The 18,873-nt window shown below is 45.8% G+C and carries 21 protein-coding genes; all 21 read right to left on the reverse strand.

Annotated elements, in window-relative coordinates; translation table 11 throughout:
• Nucleotides 1-69: 69 nt before the first annotated feature.
• The gene (gene allB, locus E4K68_RS07350) at nt 70-1,428 is read right to left on the reverse strand and encodes an allantoinase AllB (protein WP_135378287.1); all 1,359 of its coding nucleotides are present in this window, start codon (nt 1,426-1,428) and stop codon (nt 70-72) included.
• Nucleotides 1,429-1,514: 86 nt separating this feature from the next.
• Nucleotides 1,515-2,741, reverse strand: coding sequence for a Zn-dependent hydrolase (locus E4K68_RS07355; RefSeq protein WP_135378288.1), 1,227 nt, complete (start codon nt 2,739-2,741; stop codon nt 1,515-1,517).
• 1,079 nt (nt 2,742-3,820) lie between these two features.
• Complete coding sequence (locus E4K68_RS07360) at nt 3,821-4,162, reverse strand: pyrimidine/purine nucleoside phosphorylase (RefSeq protein ID WP_135378289.1); 342 nt, start codon at nt 4,160-4,162, stop codon at nt 3,821-3,823.
• Between the two features lie 213 nt (nt 4,163-4,375).
• A complete protein-coding gene (locus E4K68_RS07365; protein WP_243450296.1) occupies nt 4,376-5,419 on the reverse strand; it encodes an ATP-binding protein in 1,044 nt (347 codons plus the stop codon).
• 399 nt (nt 5,420-5,818) lie between these two features.
• Nucleotides 5,819-6,403, reverse strand: a complete 585-nt coding sequence (locus tag E4K68_RS07370; protein ID WP_243450297.1) for a hypothetical protein — start codon at nt 6,401-6,403, stop codon at nt 5,819-5,821.
• A gap of 237 nt (nt 6,404-6,640) precedes the next feature.
• Nucleotides 6,641-8,200, reverse strand: a complete 1,560-nt coding sequence (locus E4K68_RS07375; RefSeq protein ID WP_135378290.1) for a recombinase family protein — start codon at nt 8,198-8,200, stop codon at nt 6,641-6,643.
• Between the two features lie 76 nt (nt 8,201-8,276).
• Nucleotides 8,277-8,426 (reverse strand): hypothetical protein, encoded by a 150-nt coding sequence (locus E4K68_RS20305; RefSeq protein WP_158291383.1) that lies wholly within the window; start codon nt 8,424-8,426, stop codon nt 8,277-8,279.
• A gap of 227 nt (nt 8,427-8,653) precedes the next feature.
• Nucleotides 8,654-9,052, reverse strand: a complete 399-nt coding sequence (locus E4K68_RS07380) for a hypothetical protein (RefSeq protein ID WP_135378291.1) — start codon at nt 9,050-9,052, stop codon at nt 8,654-8,656.
• Between the two features lie 23 nt (nt 9,053-9,075).
• Nucleotides 9,076-9,846 (reverse strand): N-acetylmuramoyl-L-alanine amidase, encoded by a 771-nt coding sequence (locus E4K68_RS07385; RefSeq protein ID WP_158291384.1) that lies wholly within the window; start codon nt 9,844-9,846, stop codon nt 9,076-9,078.
• 161 nt (nt 9,847-10,007) lie between these two features.
• Complete coding sequence (locus tag E4K68_RS07390) at nt 10,008-10,685, reverse strand: PhoH family protein (protein WP_135378293.1); 678 nt, start codon at nt 10,683-10,685, stop codon at nt 10,008-10,010.
• A 67-nt stretch (nt 10,686-10,752) separates the two neighbouring features.
• Entirely contained in the window at nt 10,753-10,992 is a 240-nt protein-coding gene (locus tag E4K68_RS07395) for a hypothetical protein (protein WP_135378294.1), read from the reverse strand.
• Nucleotides 10,993-11,008: 16 nt separating this feature from the next.
• On the reverse strand, nt 11,009-11,644 hold the full coding sequence (locus E4K68_RS07400) for an NlpC/P60 family protein (RefSeq protein WP_135378295.1): 636 nt from the start codon (nt 11,642-11,644) through the stop codon (nt 11,009-11,011).
• 50 nt (nt 11,645-11,694) lie between these two features.
• Nucleotides 11,695-12,324, reverse strand: coding sequence for a hypothetical protein (locus E4K68_RS07405; RefSeq protein ID WP_135378296.1), 630 nt, complete (start codon nt 12,322-12,324; stop codon nt 11,695-11,697).
• 23 nt (nt 12,325-12,347) lie between these two features.
• A complete protein-coding gene (locus E4K68_RS07410; RefSeq protein WP_135378297.1) occupies nt 12,348-14,654 on the reverse strand; it encodes a hypothetical protein in 2,307 nt (768 codons plus the stop codon).
• 17 nt (nt 14,655-14,671) lie between these two features.
• A complete protein-coding gene (locus tag E4K68_RS07415) occupies nt 14,672-15,283 on the reverse strand; it encodes a YmfQ family protein (protein ID WP_135378298.1) in 612 nt (203 codons plus the stop codon).
• Nucleotides 15,284-15,286: 3 nt separating this feature from the next.
• A complete protein-coding gene (locus E4K68_RS07420; RefSeq protein ID WP_158291385.1) occupies nt 15,287-15,544 on the reverse strand; it encodes a hypothetical protein in 258 nt (85 codons plus the stop codon).
• A gap of 12 nt (nt 15,545-15,556) precedes the next feature.
• Complete coding sequence (locus E4K68_RS07425; RefSeq protein ID WP_135378299.1) at nt 15,557-16,570, reverse strand: DUF2793 domain-containing protein; 1,014 nt, start codon at nt 16,568-16,570, stop codon at nt 15,557-15,559.
• 15 nt (nt 16,571-16,585) lie between these two features.
• Nucleotides 16,586-16,981: a phosphoglucomutase gene (locus E4K68_RS07430; protein WP_135378300.1), complete on the reverse strand. Its 396-nt coding sequence runs from the start codon at nt 16,979-16,981 to the stop codon at nt 16,586-16,588.
• Nucleotides 16,982-16,984: 3 nt separating this feature from the next.
• On the reverse strand, nt 16,985-18,043 hold the full coding sequence (locus tag E4K68_RS07435) for a baseplate J/gp47 family protein (RefSeq protein ID WP_135378301.1): 1,059 nt from the start codon (nt 18,041-18,043) through the stop codon (nt 16,985-16,987).
• The gene (locus tag E4K68_RS07440; RefSeq protein WP_135378302.1) at nt 18,036-18,467 is read right to left on the reverse strand and encodes a DUF2634 domain-containing protein; all 432 of its coding nucleotides are present in this window, start codon (nt 18,465-18,467) and stop codon (nt 18,036-18,038) included. The genes E4K68_RS07435 and E4K68_RS07440 overlap by 8 nt, the downstream gene beginning before the upstream one ends.
• Nucleotides 18,464-18,871 (reverse strand): DUF2577 domain-containing protein, encoded by a 408-nt coding sequence (locus E4K68_RS07445; RefSeq protein WP_135378303.1) that lies wholly within the window; start codon nt 18,869-18,871, stop codon nt 18,464-18,466. The genes E4K68_RS07440 and E4K68_RS07445 overlap by 4 nt, the downstream gene beginning before the upstream one ends.
• Nucleotides 18,872-18,873 lie beyond the last annotated feature (2 nt).

The raw sequence follows: 18,873 nt of genomic DNA on the forward strand, positions 1-18,873 counted from the left end.
GCATTTGGGCTGATATGCTTGCCAAACGGCTTAGATATTCAAGGAAACACGAGTTATAAATTGCGTCATTTATTTAGATTTTTTTACAAGCTCTCCAAAGCCCTTTTGGCCTACTAATTGACCATCTTTCGCTACAACTTGACCCCTTACTAAGGTGCATACGGGGAGACCTTTACCCTTTAGGCCCACAAAGGCTGAAATTTTATTCAAGTAATATAAAGAATCAGGGGTGATTTCCCATTCCTTTTCTGGATCGAGAATAACAAGGTCTGCATCAAATCCAACCTCGATAGCACCCTTTTTACCATAGATTCCAAAAGTTTTAGCTGGACCTTCGCTTAATGATCTTGCCAGTAATGTAGGATTATAGCCTCTCTTATCGACACCCTCACTGAATACAACCTGCATAACGTTTTGGATTCCACTAATACCACCCCAAGCACCAAAGATACCATGCTTTTCTTCGCTCTTTTCACTTAATTCACACGGCGAGTGGTCTGAACCAACACAGCATAAGGTTCCATTGTTGACATACTCCCACAATTCTTCGACTGCAGTGGCTTCTCTTAAGGGAGGTGCGCATTTGAACAGACTTCCATTCTTGATTACATCTTTATCGGTAAAAGTAAGGTAGTGACCACATGTTTCAGCGGTTACATCGACACCTTCTAATTGGGCCTCTCTGATAATTTTGGCTACTTTGGGGTGGCTTACATGGCAGATATGAACTTTGGCATCCAGTTCCCTTGCTAGGTCAAGTATATTTTGTGTTGCAATTAATTCTGCAATAAGCGGTCTCGAATTCAGGAAATCCTGCCAATCATTCTTTTCTTTTCTCTTTGCTCTTGCTTCTTCCCATTTGATAATGGAATAATCTTCGCAGTGGAAACCTGCACGGGCACCAGATTCTTTTAAAATTTCCAAAGCTTCTTTAGCCTGTCCGATCGTTAAAGACACATAATCTGGAGAAACAGGTCCAATAAAGGATTTGAATGCAACGCATCCTTTTTGATCTAATTCATTCAATTTATCCAAATTGTAGTCTACCAGACCGCCCCAAAAACAATAGTCTACATAAGCGTTTGAAGAAACAACTTCCGCCTTCGTATCGAAAATCTTAGTGTCTGTCAATGCAGGTTCATTCTGAAGAGGCATATCAACGATTGTCGTAAAACCTCCAACCCCTGCGGCTGCAGTACCATGTGTATAGTCCTCTCTCCAGCAGTACCCAGGATCATTTAAATGGGCATGGCTGTCAATTGCTCCTGGAAATACATAATTTCCTTTGGCATCAATGACTTCTTCTGCTTCTACCAGACTTCCAGCTTCAACAATTGCAGCGATTCTCCCATCATTCACACAAATGCTTGCTTCAAAAATCCTGTCTGAGGTTACAACCTTGCCATTTTTAATCACTAGATTAAACACATGCATGCCCTCTCTCTTATTATAAAATCGTAGCCGAATTGACTTATTCCGATTGCCTTATGAATAATTATAGGTTCCTTTACTCGTCAAAAGCCTGCTAAACTTAATAGCGTATGGTAGAGAACATTAGCTCCATCAGCACAATCCTGCGGCGAACTCCATTCAGCCGGATTATGACTGATTCCATCTTTCGATCTTATAAAGATCATACCGATCGGACAGATATTGACGAGTTGCATCGCGTCATGCCCAGCCCCGCTAGGAAGATAAAACGGCTCAAGTCCTAATTTATTAAAAGCATCTTTTGCGGCTAATTGGAACTCTTCAGAACAGGGTGCAGGCGGTATGCGCTGCAAGACTTCAGTTTGCATTTCCAAACTACGTTCACGGCAAATTCGTTTCGCTTCTTTAAAAATACGATCCTCTACCTGATCACTGACTTCTTGGTCAAGGTCTCTTAGATCAAGTGTAAACTCTACCGTGCCCGGGATTATATTAATTCCGCCGGGTAAAACATCCATTTTCCCCACGGTTGCAACGGTCGTACCAGTTTTTTTAGCTTCCCTTTCAACCGTTTGAATAAATTCGGCGGCTGCAACTAAAGCATCATGTCGCATCGTCATCGGTGTAGCACCCGCATGCCCTGCCTCACCTTTGAAGGTGCATTTAAGCCATAATTCGTTGACAATACCGGTGACAATACCTACTGAATGATTATTTTTCTCCAGCACTTTGCCTTGTTCGATATGCAGCTCAATAAAAGCTTTTATACTTCCCTTAGTGGGAGCAGCGCATCGAATAAGAGCCGGATCTAAACCTTGCGCTTTCATGGTATTTGCAATCGAGATACCCTCTTTATCCTTGAGTTCTAAATCTTCCGGTTTTAGACTTCCAATCATCCCCCTACTACCCATCATACTGTAACTAAAACGGGCACCTTCTTCATCATTAAATGCACAAACTTCAATAGGATGTTCGGTCTTAATACCCTGTTCCCGCATGGTTTGGAGAACCTCAATTCCCCCGATTATACCTAAAGCGCCATCGAAGATTCCCCCGTTATACACAGAATCAACATGTGAACCAGTGAGTATCACTGGGGCTTCTGGATTACGACCTTCCATGCGCCCAATAATATTGCCGACCGCGTCTTCCCGTACACTTAAACCTGCTTCTTTCATAAAGGAAGCGACGAGATTTTTTGCTGCGCGATCTTCTGGGGTGAAGGCTAACCGGGTGATACCTCCAGATTCCTGTTTACCTATTTCCCCTAACTCCATAAGGCGGTTAAATAGTCGTTTTTTGTTAATCACGTTGCCACCTCTTAAAACAATTTACTTTCCAAATCCCCTTCTCAGATTTTTTACTTTATACTGATATTTTCTACAATTTCCATCGTTTTGTCTTCTCATAATAAGGATAAATATTTAATACTTAACTATCCTTGTTTGATAAGTCATAATAGTCAGAAGTTTACCTTGACTTAATCAATCAATAGTCAAAAGGAAGTATACGTCACGAAAGTTTTTTACTTCCCAAGAATCAACCTAAGCCACCTATTTTTAAAACTGCATAATCTAAGAGTGAGTACTACCCGAATGACCGTTAACGATTGCGATCTTACCTTTTCCTATAGATAATGCCCATGCTTGGCGTTCATTAAAAGACCGTATTAACCCTTCTGGGCAAATACGGTTTTTAATCAATAACCTTAGTACATAACAGAAGTTCCCAAACAAGCTACCATCAAAGTCATGATCTTACTTCGGTTACTCGACGATTACAATAGGTTTTATTAGTCTTTCTGTGACACTCCCTAATCAATTTACAAATATCTTCAGTGGTCTGATTGGACAGAACTTTTCTGCTAATGATAATATCCACTTCGATGAACCCTAAAATTCCACAAAGTTCTGCGATGGGATATCCTGCCTGAATCTGAAAATTACTTTGTATTTTTTTTGGCTACAACCCACTTTCTGTTGAGTAAGGAAAATTCCTGAGTACTTTGTTTTCAATTTCAAGTTTCTACCTTTGAGCTCTAATTCTCTTTGTGGGGTAATTAGTGTTGTTCTTGGACGACCTCGTTTTTCGCTTTCATTCGGTATTTGCTTTTGTCTACGGTTATTTCATTTGGTAGCAATAATAACTCGCTAATCTCTTTTCTCGTTTTCCTCTGTTCCTTTGAGCCTTACTATCTCTGCATCCAATTCAGTAACTGAGGTATATATTCGTTTCTCCTTCAGCACGACAAAGCCTCCTATAGTAGTTTTTCAATTCTACAATAGGAGGCTTTTATCATCACTATCCTATATGCTAGGGTTTAGTTCAGATGATTTATTCTACCAAGGGAAGGCTCTTAATTGTTGTGTCCAGGATATAGGGTCTCACTTCATTCAGCAGAGGAATATTTAATCTTTCGCTCAATATATGAACAGCAATAATCAGTAGTTTCGTTCACAATCAGATTAAATTTAGAATCTGCTGCTACCTCGAATGATTCTCCACCTGTGAAGGTGTGCCATTCATTTTCACCAGGTAATTTCACTTCAAGATTTCCTTGTGTAATTTCCATAATTTCTTTATTTGAGGTAGCAAATTCGTATTCCCCAGGTAGCATAATACCTAATGTTTTCTTTTCACCATCTTCAAACAGAACAGTTCTGCTGGTCACTTTTCCATCATAATAGATATTGGCTTTCGTAACTATAGTTACCTTTTCAAATTGATCCATAACCATACCTCCCCTTAATCATATCCTTACCATTATAATATTTTCTAACGGAATCACCAGTTTTTTATCATGTTATCATACATCCTATTTTCTTATATGCACTACCACGGTCTCGACGTGCGTTGAAGTTTCTTCATTGTAAGCATTTTTCAATAACACGAACGAGCCTTGTCACGATGAAAAGAATATATATTACTTTATTATGTGAGCACGCTATGAATAGATAACACTCTCCGGTTGCGGGAATCGGACTAAAAAGGTAGTTCCGTCTGAACCAGTCTCAACTTCTATTTGCGCACGATGTCTGTCAGCAATGCTGTAACACATTGACAAACCCAAACCCGTGCCACTTTCTTTAGTGGTAAAAAATGGAGTCCCAAGTTTGGATATATGCTCTGGATTAATACCCATCCCTTCATCTTTAAAACTGACAACTCTGTTCTGACCTTCCATAAATGTTTTAATCGTAAGACACCCATCTTTGGACATTGACTCTAGACCGTTACGGGCAAAGTTTAACACCAGTTGAGTAATTTCATTTGTGTCAATATCCACATCGGCTTGATCTCCTGGTTCAAAGATACAGTTCTTACCTTGGGTATAGGCATCTGCTAGAAGTAAGGGAAATAGGTTAGCTAACAAATTGTTCAAGCTTTGTCGTTTCAACTCAGTCTGTTTATTCTTGGCTAGTGATAAAAAATCGCTAATTATCGAATTGGTTCTATCAAGTTCCTCTATCATCAGGTCGAAATAACTCTTGTATGTAAGCAAATCGGTTTTATTCTGAAGCATTTGGAGAAAGCCTCTTATTGTAGTCATTGGATTTCGAACTTCGTGTCCAAGACCAGCTGCCAATTGTCCAATGACGTTAAGCCGTTCTAGTTTAGCTACTTCAAGCTCAATACGTTTCCTTTTCTCAACCTCGTGGTTCAGCTCCTTTGTTCTATCATCAATCATTCCTTGAAGGCTATGCCGTTCTGCCTTCAACTCTTTTAATTCTATTTTCTCAGCCTCATGCTTCAGCTCTCTTTCTCTATCGTCAACTATTCTTTGGAGCCCAAGCCGTTGTTCCTCCAACTCTTTCAATTCTCTCTTATCAACCTCTTGCTTTAGTTCGTTCGTTCTATCATTAACCATTCTTTGAAGGTTAAGCCGTTCTGCCTTCAACTCTTTTAATTCTATTTTCATGTCTATAAAGCTTTTCCATTCCTCTATGCTTTCCCAGTCTTCAATTCTATAGTATCTTGTTGCTGGCATGTAAAATTCTCCATTCCTTCACAACACAATCCTCTTGTCATGTTTAAAGATTGGCAGTATTGACAGTACCACTTATTGTTCGCTTCTCTTCAAAAGGGCTCAACATTGGACTTTAACTATTTTCAGAATTGATCAATACTTCCACATAATAATGGAAAATCCTTTAAATATTTCTTCTTACAGTTTTCTAAGCCTCACTATCTTTATATGAGCCTAATTTTACACGTAAAGAAACAGTATTTAAATGAAATGATGCCGAAACGATGAACTTACAGAGCTTACTATTACTCCTGCTGCTGGATAAACAAAAAGAAGCCCTTCCAATTTCAGGAGGGGCATTCTTCTTCAAATTGATGTAGAACTCTTAGCTAGAAATATTGAAATTCTAACCAACATCAATTACATTATTGTTGTTCCTTCTAGATTAGGATTTATATCTGAGTATAGAATATCATCACTTTTCGGCCCTTTTAGTTGCTCAGTTGTTTGTTTCGTTGGTTTTAAGTAGTCATTTTGTGGTGGAGTATCAAACAATGTATCGTCACCTATTTTAGCAGCAGTGAATATTGTTGCTAAACCAAATGCAAAATGAGATACCATAAACGAAAGATTACTCCAAGCATCTTTTGGTTTCACCTTGTTACTACTTAACCCACTAAGCATAGCTGTGATAATTGAACCAAACGTAGCTCCAAAGAACAATCCTTTGGGAACTAGCTTATCTCGTCCAAACGTAGTTAGCATCTTTACCACAGCTACTCCACCAATCATGCTTAATCCAATATTCATCATTACTCCAAGTATTTGACCTGGCCATTTTTCAGCTTGTCTACGAGAAGCTACCCATACTCCTGCAGCTGTCGTTCGATAAGATCGTTGTGAAATCTTCATACTTGATGAGATAACATCAATTAGGGTTAAAGCAACGAAGCCGGCAGTACCCGATATCATGCCAAGATAAATTCGATCATTTATTTTCCTCATTAAGACACATCCTTTTAACGCTTATAATTTCCATTTGAAAGAAAATAACTCTGGAAGTATATTGAAATTAAGAGTATGAAATTTGAATTCATTGCTGAATATAAGAGCCCCTCGAATGAGGGAAAATGTTGAGAACTTTTTTCAGTTTAAATATGCATCTCAAAAATTAGAGGAATGTGAATTTTTACTCCACTATTTCCGCATTCACCCTAATCCCACTCATTAGCTATTTCAATCTCAGCCAACGCATTGCTCACTTACCTCCATAAAAGGCGTATTCCACACTACCTCAATATCTAAGCCCTCGCCATTTCGCTCATATACTACAATCTTGTCAATTAGCAAAGCCAAATCCGCGTGGGTAAGCTCCTTTTTATCGAAAGTCTCCTTCAAGATATTTAGTGCACTTGCTACCTTTTCTTTCTCGTTATCCCTGAGTTCCTGTACGCTTTCTGCTTCAACCAACTGACGTTCCAGTTTCTCAAGCTCGTCGCTAGATTCCCCAGTCATTTCAAGGAACAATTCTTCGTTGATTAATCCCTTCGCAAGCTGCCTCGAATAATTCTTTATCTCACCTTTTTTGGCGTGAATTGCAGTTTGTAACCTATCGATGACCTTTATATTATCCTTGTTAGATTGCTGTCTCTGCTCAAGGCTCTTGTCGAGATTATCTAGTTTAAGAAGTCCACTTTTGTAAAGAGCTTCAAGCTCCTTAAAAATAACAATTTCAATATCATCATGACTCAAGATATGCCTTGAACAGTATGCTTTGCCGTATTTATTATAGGTAGTACAAACATAAAACAGTTTTCTACCACTCTTGCTTACTGAGCCAATAGTAACAAGGTTTTTCCCGCACTCTCCACACTTTAAAAGACCAGTATACTTATAAATTGATTTGCTTTTAGCCCTTACCCCGTTGTCTACCCTTTTAATAAACATGGCGTTGACAGCTTCAAATTCAGCTTTTTCAATAATTGCTGGAATGAGCCCTTCGTGCACAATTTGCTCTTCAGGTGCAACCTTTATGATTTTCTTACCATTAATTTTGTTTCTTTTAGTTACCCCCCTTCGGACTGTCCCTATATACACATCATCCTTCAGAATCCGCTTAACCGTGTCACTATACCAAAGATGTTTAAAATCCCACTCCTTTATCCATCCATATCCATATAAACTTTCTTTCCTAATAGCTGGTGTTTCTAAATGATGCTCATTCATGTATTTGGCGATTTTGTTAAGTCCATTTCCTTCGGCATATAGGCGAAAAAGAAGCCGCACTGTTTCGGCGGCTTCTTCATCAATGATACATTTAGTTTTATCAGCAGGATCTTTCATATATCCGAAATGCGTGACATTAACCTCTCCATTTTTCTGTTTAGTTCTCAGAGCAGCTTTCGTTTTCTTGCTGATATCCTTCACATAAAGCTCATTAAACCATGTCTGGATTCCTCGAAAGTTTTCATCCATGTTTCCGCTTGATAAATGAATCTTAACTCCTTTGTCCTCAAGCTCTTCCATAAAGAGAAGGGTTTTGGCATTATGCCTGCCAATTCTTGATAAATCTTTGACTACTAATATAGTAAGTTCACCGCTATCCACTAATTCGATAATAGTTTTAATCCCTGGTCTATTATAGGAGTACCCGCTAATGTCGTTGTCTTCAATAACATCAATTAGTTCAATTCTCTGGTCTTTAGCGAAATCCTTAATTGTGTCCATTTGGCTTGTTATGCTTTCCTTGCTACCATCCTCATCCCTTGAGATTCGCACATAACCATAAGCGCCCATATTCATTAATACCCCACTTTTTTATTCTCATTGACCTTGATGTTACTTCAATGGCACTGTGATGATAGCTCTGTAATGGCTTCTAATCAAGCAATTTAAGACGTTTCAGACGATTATTTATCACCTGTTCCAATGCCTTTTCCCATGAGATTTCTCCTTTGAATTTATGCGTAACCGAGTTAATGCGCGGATGATCTTTGTAGATTTCTTTCTTTGACTCTATGCCTGCCATTTATAAAACCTCCATTAAAATGTCGTGGCCTTGCTTCAAGTTCGCCCCAAAGCAAGGCCGTTTTCTGATTGGAGACTAAACTCGAACATTCACGCTTACCATTAACCACGGAGTCGCCGTATAATGCTGGGGTTCAATCTGGGCATTTGTTATGCTCGATTAGCCACTCCTCACAGGGATACATACAATAATCCTTTCGCTTACACTCAACACATATTTCTTTCATTTTATTGCCCCAGTACCGTTTCAGAAGTTGGAGTTACAGGAGCGGGAGTAGTTTTGGGTTGAGCCACTGTTATTGGGCTTTGAATCTGAATTCCGCTAAATAACTGAGTAGCTTTTGTCACGATGTCTGCTAAAAATTTGGCTGTTACTGTTGTGGTAGTTGTGAAGAAGAGCGCCCCTAATGCGGTATTTGAATATGAAAACAGGGCCAGCACCAACAAGCCGCCAATATAAGGGAGTAGGCTTGTCTCCACAAAGCGCGGCAGTTTGCTTAGATTGAAGTCTCCGTTTCGCAAAGAAACTAAAACCCCAAAGACCGAATCCGCAAGAATTAAGCTGAGAACCGCAAGAAGAGTAGTGAAGGCCATAGGCGACACAAACGACTTAATAAGGTTTAACATGATGATTCCTCCTTTAATTTGTTTTATCCCAGGTATTTGGCTACAGCTGCTGCGGTTCCATATTTGTCATTACCCGTCAACAACACTTCGTTTGGATGTTTGGTCGTAGGCCCGCCGACAACAATTAACTGTTTGGCCTTCGCGGCATCGACTGGAACTGAATGATCTGCTAGTCTGACGAAAATGGCACAATTACCATTTTTAGCAGCTACATCTGCCCCAGCCCAGTAATCATCCTTGGTAAACAATAATACTGCTACATTTAACACGCTGTCTTCCTCCTGCATCGCGTTATATTGCCCGGTCACATCGGCCACTAGGTTGGCCCATGTTTTTCCGTGGCTCGCCAGATAGTCGATTGGGTCAGTATGGTTGCTTTCCTTCCACTTGGCTGAAACCTGAGCATGGGACATAAGCGTTACCCCGTCCACAACTAAAAGCTTCCTATTATATAGCAACTTCGCCAGTAACCAAGTGTACATGGCGTAAGCCTTGAGGAATTTGGCAGCATCGGTTGTTTGGCACAATTCCACCTGCGCGTACCCCATATGGTTTGCGGTATGCCCAGCCCCATAACAGAGGTAGGCTGTGTCTGCTACTTGTTCTATTTTCTGATCATCAACGAAAAAGTGGACGAACGCGTTCTGCCATGTGGTAGACTCATAGTTTCGTTCTCCGTCGGCAGAGTCACCGTTGTTCGCGGTAGCGTGAGCGACTACACCAACATAGTGCCCTGTGTCGTATGCTTCCTTTGGTAGCCCAGGAATAAGATTCATAATAATTGGGTAGATCAAATTTAAACCCCCTTTTAAATAAATGGACATACTAGATGCAGATAGGATGTGGAAGTCGATGGCGTTATTTCACTTCTTGCGATTTTTGGCGGGAATGTCGTTTGCTTTCCTTGTGTTTACACCCATTGCTGGTTGGTTATTTGTACGACATTTGAACAAAGTTAACCAATAGTGTCGGCCCAGTTTGCAAGCTCACCCCGAAAGTTTTTCGTCAAGGAAACGATCTTGCAGTAGGGCTGCTCTTTGAAGTGCTCCATATATGGCTCAAATCCACTTTTTGACACAGGAATGTCAATCTGCCCTGAGTGACCGACGCAAATAACCTTGCAGGAGTCGTGGACCCTTGTTAAGATTTTTCTGAGCTCCTGGACAGTAAAGTTCTGGCACTCGTCGATGATGATAGTCATGTCCTTGAGGTTTGTCCCTCGGAGGAACAGTGGACTTTTGGGATAGCACCAGGCTCCTTCGCTCGCGCGTTTAACACTTACCTTCCTACGGAGGGCTTCTTGTACCATAGCCTCCTCGTCATAGATAGCCTGGGCTGGGTTCTCATTGATTTCCAAGAGCGCGTCTATGAGTGGCTGATGATAGATGCTCTCTTTATCGGCTTGCGTTCCAGGCCGGAACCCCATTGAGGACTCCTGGACTGGGTTAAAAATATAAGTTAAAGGTTTTTTAAGGAGCTTTGCACAGGCGACCGCGAGAGTGGTTTTTCCTGTTCCGGCTTTGGCGTTGACCATAACAAGTTGATATTCAAATATGGCGTTGACGTACTCGCGCTGCTCCACCGTTAGCTTCGGCTCAAACCCAAACAGTAGGTTGTTTTCAGGTAGTGGCATACACTCACCCTTCCTTTTTACACCATTGGCGGCCCCTTCCTGGAAGCCGCCTGGTTGGTGTTCTTGGTTACGTCGTCACTATATAGATGATGAGTCCAGTGACGACTGTTAAAAGGCCCGAGATTACGAGTGCGACCATCCATGAAGGGCGACCGCGTGCAGCTTCTAAGAATTGATCTAATTTTAATTCTAAGCGGTCGAATTTTTTACCAACATCGACTTCGAGTGAATTCAGCCGACACTCCTGAGCTTCGTTCTTAGTCTCTAATACCGCGACTCTTGTTGTGAGATCCTCTTGCTCTCCCAAACCGTACACCTCCATTTTAGTAATCTCTTCTGGCCACAACGAACCGCGAAATCCAGTATTGATCAAGGGTGACGACCCTGACCCCGGCGTTTTCTGCCCCGATAAAAGTACCCCCGCCGATGTAGATTCCAACGTGGGAAACAACCCCGTTCTCATTCATTGAGAAGAACATTAAATCTCCCGGCTGGAGGTCCTTGTATCTTATTGCAGTTCCGACTGTGGCCTGGTCTTTGGATACTCTTGGGAGGATGATCCCTTGGTCCTTGAACACATACTGAACAAAACCTGAGCAGTCGAACCCTGCCGGAGTTGTGCCGCCCCAGACGTATTTAACGCCCAGGTACGTTTTCGCGGTAGAAATTATTTCTTGAGTTTTAGTTCGACGATCTAATGCGGCCTGTGTTACTGGCCCGGCGATCCCGTCGGTAGTCAATCCCTGGTCCGTTTGAAACTTAAGCACTCCTGCTTTGGTTTTAGGTCCGAATATACCGTCAACAGGGCCAACCGTATAGCCCTCTTGGTTGAACTCCGTTTGAAGCGTTTTGACGTCAGTTCCGGTTGATCCCTCGCGGAGTATTGCGGCCTGGGCTATGGTTGGGAGTGCTAGTATAAAAAATATTGACAATATAATCGCTGGAAGTTTTACTCTCATCGAATTAACCTCCTTTGGAAGTTGGCATAAAAAATAACGCCCTTTGACGTTTAAGAACTCCAATCTACAATTAAGAATCCGTTGGCTCCGGTTCCTCCTATTGCCCCTGCACCTCCAGCACCGCCCCCGGCCCCACCGCCGCCGCCACACCCTGGGTTGACCGCGTTAGTGCCAGGAGAACCCGCTCCGTTAGCCCCCGCGCCCCCGGTTCCTCCACCGAAGGTGTAAGAAGATGCAACACCAGCATAGGTCACACCTGAGAAGAACTGGGGAGCTCCTCCATGGCCTCCGCTCCCGCCTGTCCATGAGCCCGTCGTTGTAGTCATTCCTACCCCGCCCGTGCCATTGCTTCCAGGAGTAACGCCGCCCGCGCCGCCCGGTAGTGTGTTCTGGGTTGTGTTTGCTCCGTTGGTTCCTTTTGTTAAGGTGAAAGTACCAAATGACGTAACCGTAGAACTTATGGTAACGATATAAGGAGTGTTCGGGGAGACAAAAAACGGAACTCTGCAAGCCTCTTGACCAGCGCCTCCTCCTCCAGCTCCTCCTGTTTGGTTGCCAGAGGTAGAGTTTCCCCCTGTGCCCCCGTTCCCGCCAGGACCAACTCCTGTTAGGAATACTACGTTAGTGGTAGGTGAGGTTGTAAAAGTACCACTAGAAGTGAATACCTGGTTTCCGGCCATGTTAACAGCACCTCTCGTTTAGTTTAAATCCACTCTACTATTAAGAATCCATTGGCTCCGAGTCCTGCGGCTCCTCCTGCACTTCCAGCGCCGCCTCCGGCCCCGCCGCCGCCACCGCATCCTGGTTGGGTCGCGTTAGTACCAGGAGAGCCCGCTCCATTATGACCAGCTCCTCCGGCTCCTGCACCAAAGGCGGTCAACCCGTTATAAGATGCAAATGTTCCTAGTTTCGGAACACCTCCATTACCCCCGTTCCCGCCTGTCCATGATCCGCTAGTGGTGTTCCCGCCTTGAATCCCATTTCCTCCGCTATATGGTTTGGAACCACCAGCTCCCCCGGTCAAGACATTGTTTCCCGCTGCGACTCCTGTGCCACCCTTTGCCAGTGTTATGAGTGAGCCAAATGTCGTGGTTGAGGAGCTTATTGTGACGGTGTAAGGAGTGTTAGGGGCTACTATTGTGGGATATCTAAAAACCTCCTGACCTGATCCTCCTCCTCCAGAACCTCCCGATTGGCTGCTGCTGCCCGCGAGTGATCCTGCGGCTCCATCCCCGCCTGGGCCTACTCCTGTGATATAGACTAAAGAGGTAGAAGGTCCAGAGGTATAGGTCCCACTTGATGAAAAAACGGTACTTTTCATGGTAGGTGCTGTCCCTGCAACACCTAGAATATTTATGCCAGCCGCGATGTTGGCAGCTACGATATCTGCGTCAATAGAGGCTGTTACGGCTGCCACCACGCCGCTCCCGTTATAGTACCCGGCAGGAATGGCTACTGTCGTAGTTGCTGGGGTTAGCCCTGCTGCACCTTTGTTGGGCATTGTTCCTGCTGTGCCCGCGATGGTCGTTCCAGTTAGGACATTCCCGGCTGGGACCGTTACCGCTGCTACTTTTCCGTCGCCTGTCCCGCCTGGGTAATAACCTTGTGGGATGGCCTGGTCGGAGTTACCGGGTGTGATGACCGTCGCTGATGCTGTTTTATTGGGCATGGTTCCTGGTGTTCCCGCGACCGTGTCACCCGTCAAGAGGTGGGCTGCCGTTACAGCGACTGCTGAAACAATCCCCGACCCATTGTGGTATCCTGCTGGGATCGCCACGCTTGTCGCTGCTGGGGTTAAAGTTACAGCTCCCTGGTTGGGCATCGTTCCTGCCGTGCCCGCGATTGTCGTTCCTGTTAGAACATTCCCGGTTGTAAATGTTACCGCTGCGACCTTGCCATCCCCTGTTGTACCTGGGTAATAGCCTTGTGGAATAGCTTGGTCGGAACCACTCGGAGTAATGACCGTCGCTGAGGCTGTTTTATTGGGCATGGTTCCTGCCGTACCCGCCACAGTATCTCCAGCGAGAAGGTGTCCTGCTGTTACAGCGACTCCGGCTACCGTCCCTCCCGATGTATGCCCGGCGGGGATGGTCTGTGGGCTGGAGCTCGGGATATAAGTTCCAAGAGCTCCGTTCTCGGGCATGGTTCCGGCTTGCCCGGCTATTGTTGTGCCTGTTAGGACATTTGCTACCGGAACAGTGACCGCTGAAACGCTGCCCGAGCCATTGTGGTATCCCACGGCTATCGTCTGGGATGCGTTACTCGGTGTTATCACCACAGCCCCGCGATTGACCATGGTTCCGGCCTGGCCAGCGATGGTCGTTCCTGTTAGGACGTTCGCAACAGGAACAGTGACCGCTGCGACGCTGCCCGATCCGTTGTGGTATCCCAGGGCTATCGTCTGAGATGCGCTACTTGGTGTTATTGCTACAGCTCCGTTGTTGGGCATCGTTCCGGTGATCGGCCCGGAGTCTACTGTTGCCGTGGCATTTAGAAGAATCTGCGCTGTGGTTGCGTTTCCTCCACCCCCTTTACCCTGTACAATAAAAGACCCGCTGACGGATTCGTATTTCAGCGAGTAGGTCGTGTTTGCTCTGAAGTTGGTTACTGCGTTTCCGAGGGAGTCATAAATTGCTTTAACTCCTAGGCTGTTGACGTTGATGTCTGTGGCTGCTGTCCCGGCGACCTTAACCTTTACCGCCACTCCCATCCCATCAGCGTAGCTTGTCGGCGCTGGGCTTAGGGTTACTATAAGATGGTTTGCAGTTCCGGTGTCCACAGCGTAGCCTGGCTGCCGTACATAGTCCGCTGTAATTGCTGCGGTTTTTGTATCGGTGTAGGTCTGTGCCGCCGTTTGAGCCGCCGTTGCTTTGGTCTGTGCCCCGGTTGGGGTTTCCTTCCCGGCTACGGCTGTGTCGATGAGATCCATGTTTGTGTTAATGACGCCAATGTCTACGGTGTCTGTTCCCGCTGGCTTAGTAAGTCCTAGAGTCGCTGTTGTCGTCGCCATGTCGTCATCCCTTCTTACTAATAGACTTTTAAGGCATCCCAGGTCCCAGTGCTACATGAGCTCCAGGTCAACCCTGCGATCTTATCCCACCAGGAGTAGCTGTACTCAAAGGTGTAGCTCAGGTGGGCGGGCTTGATGTCGTCGAGTGTTTTGACGAGATTCGCCATATTTGGAGGTATCCCCATAATCCCTACGAATTTCAGAGTGAATGTGTAAACTGCTGGGTTTTCAATGATCTGAACGTCCGCGTTCGTGTAAGAAAGAACAGTTGTTATAATCATCTGCTTGGTCACGGTTCCGCTGCCTCGACGCTTCGCCTTTACAGCCTGGCGTCGATCCTCGTAGGGTTTTGATAGATCAGTTTCGATTCCGAGCTCGCTCTCCCACAAAACCAGCGCCCAAGTTGCCGTGTCTATGAAGCATTGGTTCAAAAGGTCCGCTCTCCGGGCATTAATTAGACCTATCTCCCCTGCCTCGACCGCCTGTAGCTCTGTCATGGTTCGTGAGGCGTTTAAATATGCGGGAAGATAGGCCATTAAATCCGGTGTTAAGCTCTCGACCACGCTCCCGTCCGGTTCGGGCTCGGGCTGGGAGTATAGCAAAACGCCATAATAATCCTCACTGTACATTGATCAGACCCCCTTTAGCTGGTTCCAGGTTACGGGTCCAGTTACTGTTGTCGCTGTATCAACGATCCCGTCATTGTTCGTATCATAAATTGATTTGAGCATATCACCGACCGACGCTGCTGCAACAAGGAGAGCGTTCCCGGCTGCCGTTCCGATGAACAGTTTTTCGGTGTCGGTTGTGAATCCGAGCTCGCCCACCGCTAGAGTCGGGAGCGCTGATTCCAGCCCCCGTCTTATGGTGATTAATACTTTTCTCGCCACAGCCCCTCCTCCTTAAAAGGTCCCGCCATCGACGGTGGACACCATCAACCTATTACCATTGGCTGCGTCATACACGATTGAGCTTGCGTCGATGTTTGCGGCTATGCCGCTGGCACTAACAGTTATGCCGTTGTATGCCGTTGCGGATACTGTGTCGGCTGCTACTGTGATTCCGTTCCCGGCTCCAACATTAAGGGTCACGGTGTCTGCTTGTCCTCCACCCGTGAGTCCCGATCCGGCTGTGATAGTTTGAAGGGCTCCACCTGTTCTAACCCAGGCGGTTCCACTCCATCCATACATTTTAAGCTCGTCATCGACGAACAGGTTCCAGCCAACAGACGGAACGTAAAATACCCAGGCTGATCCACTCCACTCAGCGATGTTGTTCGTTTGTCCTACCCAGGCCCCCGTTGGCGATGCTGGGATGATATATCTGTCAGCCAGAGCTGGAGAGCCTGGTGGGGTCGCTAGATTCTGGTCCTTTACAGAAGCCTGGGGCTCGATGTTGTGCTTCGCCAGCTCGATGGCGTTGTTGATCTGTTGGGCTGACCATAAATCGGTCGCGGCGGTTCCTGCATCGTTGATTAATCTGTGCTTCGTGGCATCGTTGATATGGGTCAATGCTGCGGCTGCTGTTACTACATTTGTACCGTCGTTGATCCTGTTCACTTGACCGATGGTGAGCTCTGTATTTTTAACCTTGCCATAGGTCGTTCCATCTGCGACGTTATCCAAGTTCCCGGTGAGATCCGCTAGACTGATGACGTTGACCCGCTGCCAGGCTGATCCGTCGTCAAGGTAGATATAGCCGAGGTTCGTTCCGCTATTGACGTAGTAAAGCCTCCCGGCTGACGCTGCGCTGGGCCTGGAAGCGTAGGTTCCCATCATGGCCCTTCCCACGAAGTTGTTTGTGGCTCCGTCACCGATAAAAACTTCTTTTGTGTCTGTGCAGAATCCCATTTCCCCAGCAGCCAATGTTGGGAGGTTGACCTTTAGACCCCGTTTAATTTTGACTACTTGTGGCATCAACTCGGCCCCTTTCTATACAAAGCTACCGCCATCGATGTCTGCGGTTTTAACTCTTTCTAGTTCCGTTTGAGTGTTTTTGACGGAGGTTTGCAAGTCGTTCACGTCATCGGCCTCGACAATATCGCCTGGGGTTTCATAGGTGACATAAACGGACGCCTGGTCTGAGTAGACCGTGATGATTCTCCTCCAGGGCGCATCTGCCGGGTTGCTGAGTGTATAGGTCATAACCCTTTCACCTGTCAGCTTGCTCCCGGTGTAAACCAGGAGGCTGGCGTTGTTGATGTTGTCGTGAGCGAGCTCCCCCTCAAACACACCAGCCGTAATCGTTAAATTTTCCTCGACGGAATAGACACCCGTTTGTTTCTTGTTCAGTTTTTCGGTGAAGCTATCGACCTCCTCCGGGTACATGGCTTACACCCCCAATGTTACGACGCCTAACACCGCGACCTGTTCATCTCCTACGACAACATCCACGGCGGCCCCGTTAATGAGCAAACTCGAATAGTCAGAAACTCCAAGAACGTCCAGGAGAACACTCCCGATCTTGGCATAACTTACATAAGTTGTTGAAAACGCTATCGAGGCCAGATAGCTTGTAATCGCTGCGCTGAGTGAGGTTTTAACCTGGTCCAGCGTCAGCCCGTAGGAAAGTACAATGGTCGCCGATATATCAATCGCTAGTTCTGTGGCGCTCTCTACGGTCACGGTTGCTCCGATTGGCCTGTTGTCCTCGATGTAGGCCGCGACGGTTGAAACCATGCCGCTGCTAACGGCCCGTTTATTGGAGTCGATTACAACCACCTTCACCGTTCCGGCTCCGGCCCATAAGGGATAAACATGGGCGGCTCCTATTCCGTTAACTTCTGAGGCCCACTGTGCGTAGTGCGCTGCGTTTCCGCTGGTTGACGGGGTTTGTGCCCTGGCGAGAAACCTAACCAGCAAGTCACTGTCCGTTTCATCATTCGTTCCCCCAGTGATGGCACTTGAATTCGTGACACTTGTGATGCCACTGATCGCTGCGGGTATCTGGGTTATGGTGTTCGCTGGTACGTTGTAAGCCGAGCCGATGGCCAGGGCTTGAATTGAAACGGTCGCTACCCCGCCCACAATGACCGCCGGAGCGATGGTTGTGAATCGGGTAGCGCCCGGTGTTTGAATAATAGTTGAGGTTGGTATTGGTGTTGTTTCGGCTCCGACGAAGGTTGCTGATCCCGTTGCTATGGTCCCGCCTTTAGGGAACACCCCATACTCCGCACACCGCTGTCTGAATTGGGTTGAGTACCCGTTTTCCTCAGCCGATTGAGCAAAAACCATATTCAGCATTTCGTCGAGCTGTTCTTCGCTTTTGGCGATCTCCTGGCTTGCGGGTGAAAGTGCGTCATAAATAAAAGAACCCTCTGATTTATCAAGATCAGAAGGAACCGTTTCGAGCATCCTGTTTAGAATTGTGCTGCTGGGCTCGCTAAACACTTATAACCACCTCCCCATAAATGGTTTGCGCTGTGAAAGTAATCTGTGCCTGGCTGCCCTCGATGGTGCTACTTACATCGGCTATTCCTGTTATATATGGGCTGATTTGTAGCGACTCCTTGATATACCGCTCCAGTTCGGAGCCCAGAGCCGCTTTCGATAAGCCCTGGCTGATTAAGGTTTCCAGGTCGTTGCCGAAGCTGCTAGTATAGGCCCGGTATCGGTTCTTTGCGGTTTGCAGGGCTTTCCATATCCAGATTTTCACCGCGTCTTTTCCTGTTACCGTGATGTTCTTCCCATCGACAAAGATGAAATCATTGGCGACAAAATCCCAAGCAAATTCTTTTGCCGGGGCCGGCGCTGCGGAATCCACAACAGTCGTCTGGATCAAGTCACTTAGTACCTCTGTTGGAAATATACTCATACGCTCACAACCCTTGCTAAAATGATATAGGTCTGCTCATCCAAGGTCGGGATTAAGGCGACAATATCGTCCTTCGCGAGCCCGTCGGAGAATGTGAAATCCCCGCTCTGAGTGTTGTCTGCATCAACGCTGAGTGTCGCTATGTCATGGGTGTGCGATCCGTAGGAGCCCACCGTCGTCCCGGTCGTGGTTCCTAAGCTGCCGCTCTCATCAAACTTGATGTTCCCGCTCTCGGTGTATTTCCTAGAGTAGTCTGGGAGCAAATAATCTGCGACCAGGAGGTTGTCCTTCCCGATCTGCAAGTCGCCCAGCTTCACCGTTAAAGGGTCAGAAGCAATCACCACCCCCACTTGGACATAAGGCGTGTTATTCTTCCCGCCCTGAGTCCTCATGTGCCCGATCAACT

The organism is Desulfosporosinus sp. Sb-LF (assembly GCF_004766055.1).
Lineage (GTDB): Bacteria > Bacillota > Desulfitobacteriia > Desulfitobacteriales > Desulfitobacteriaceae > Desulfosporosinus.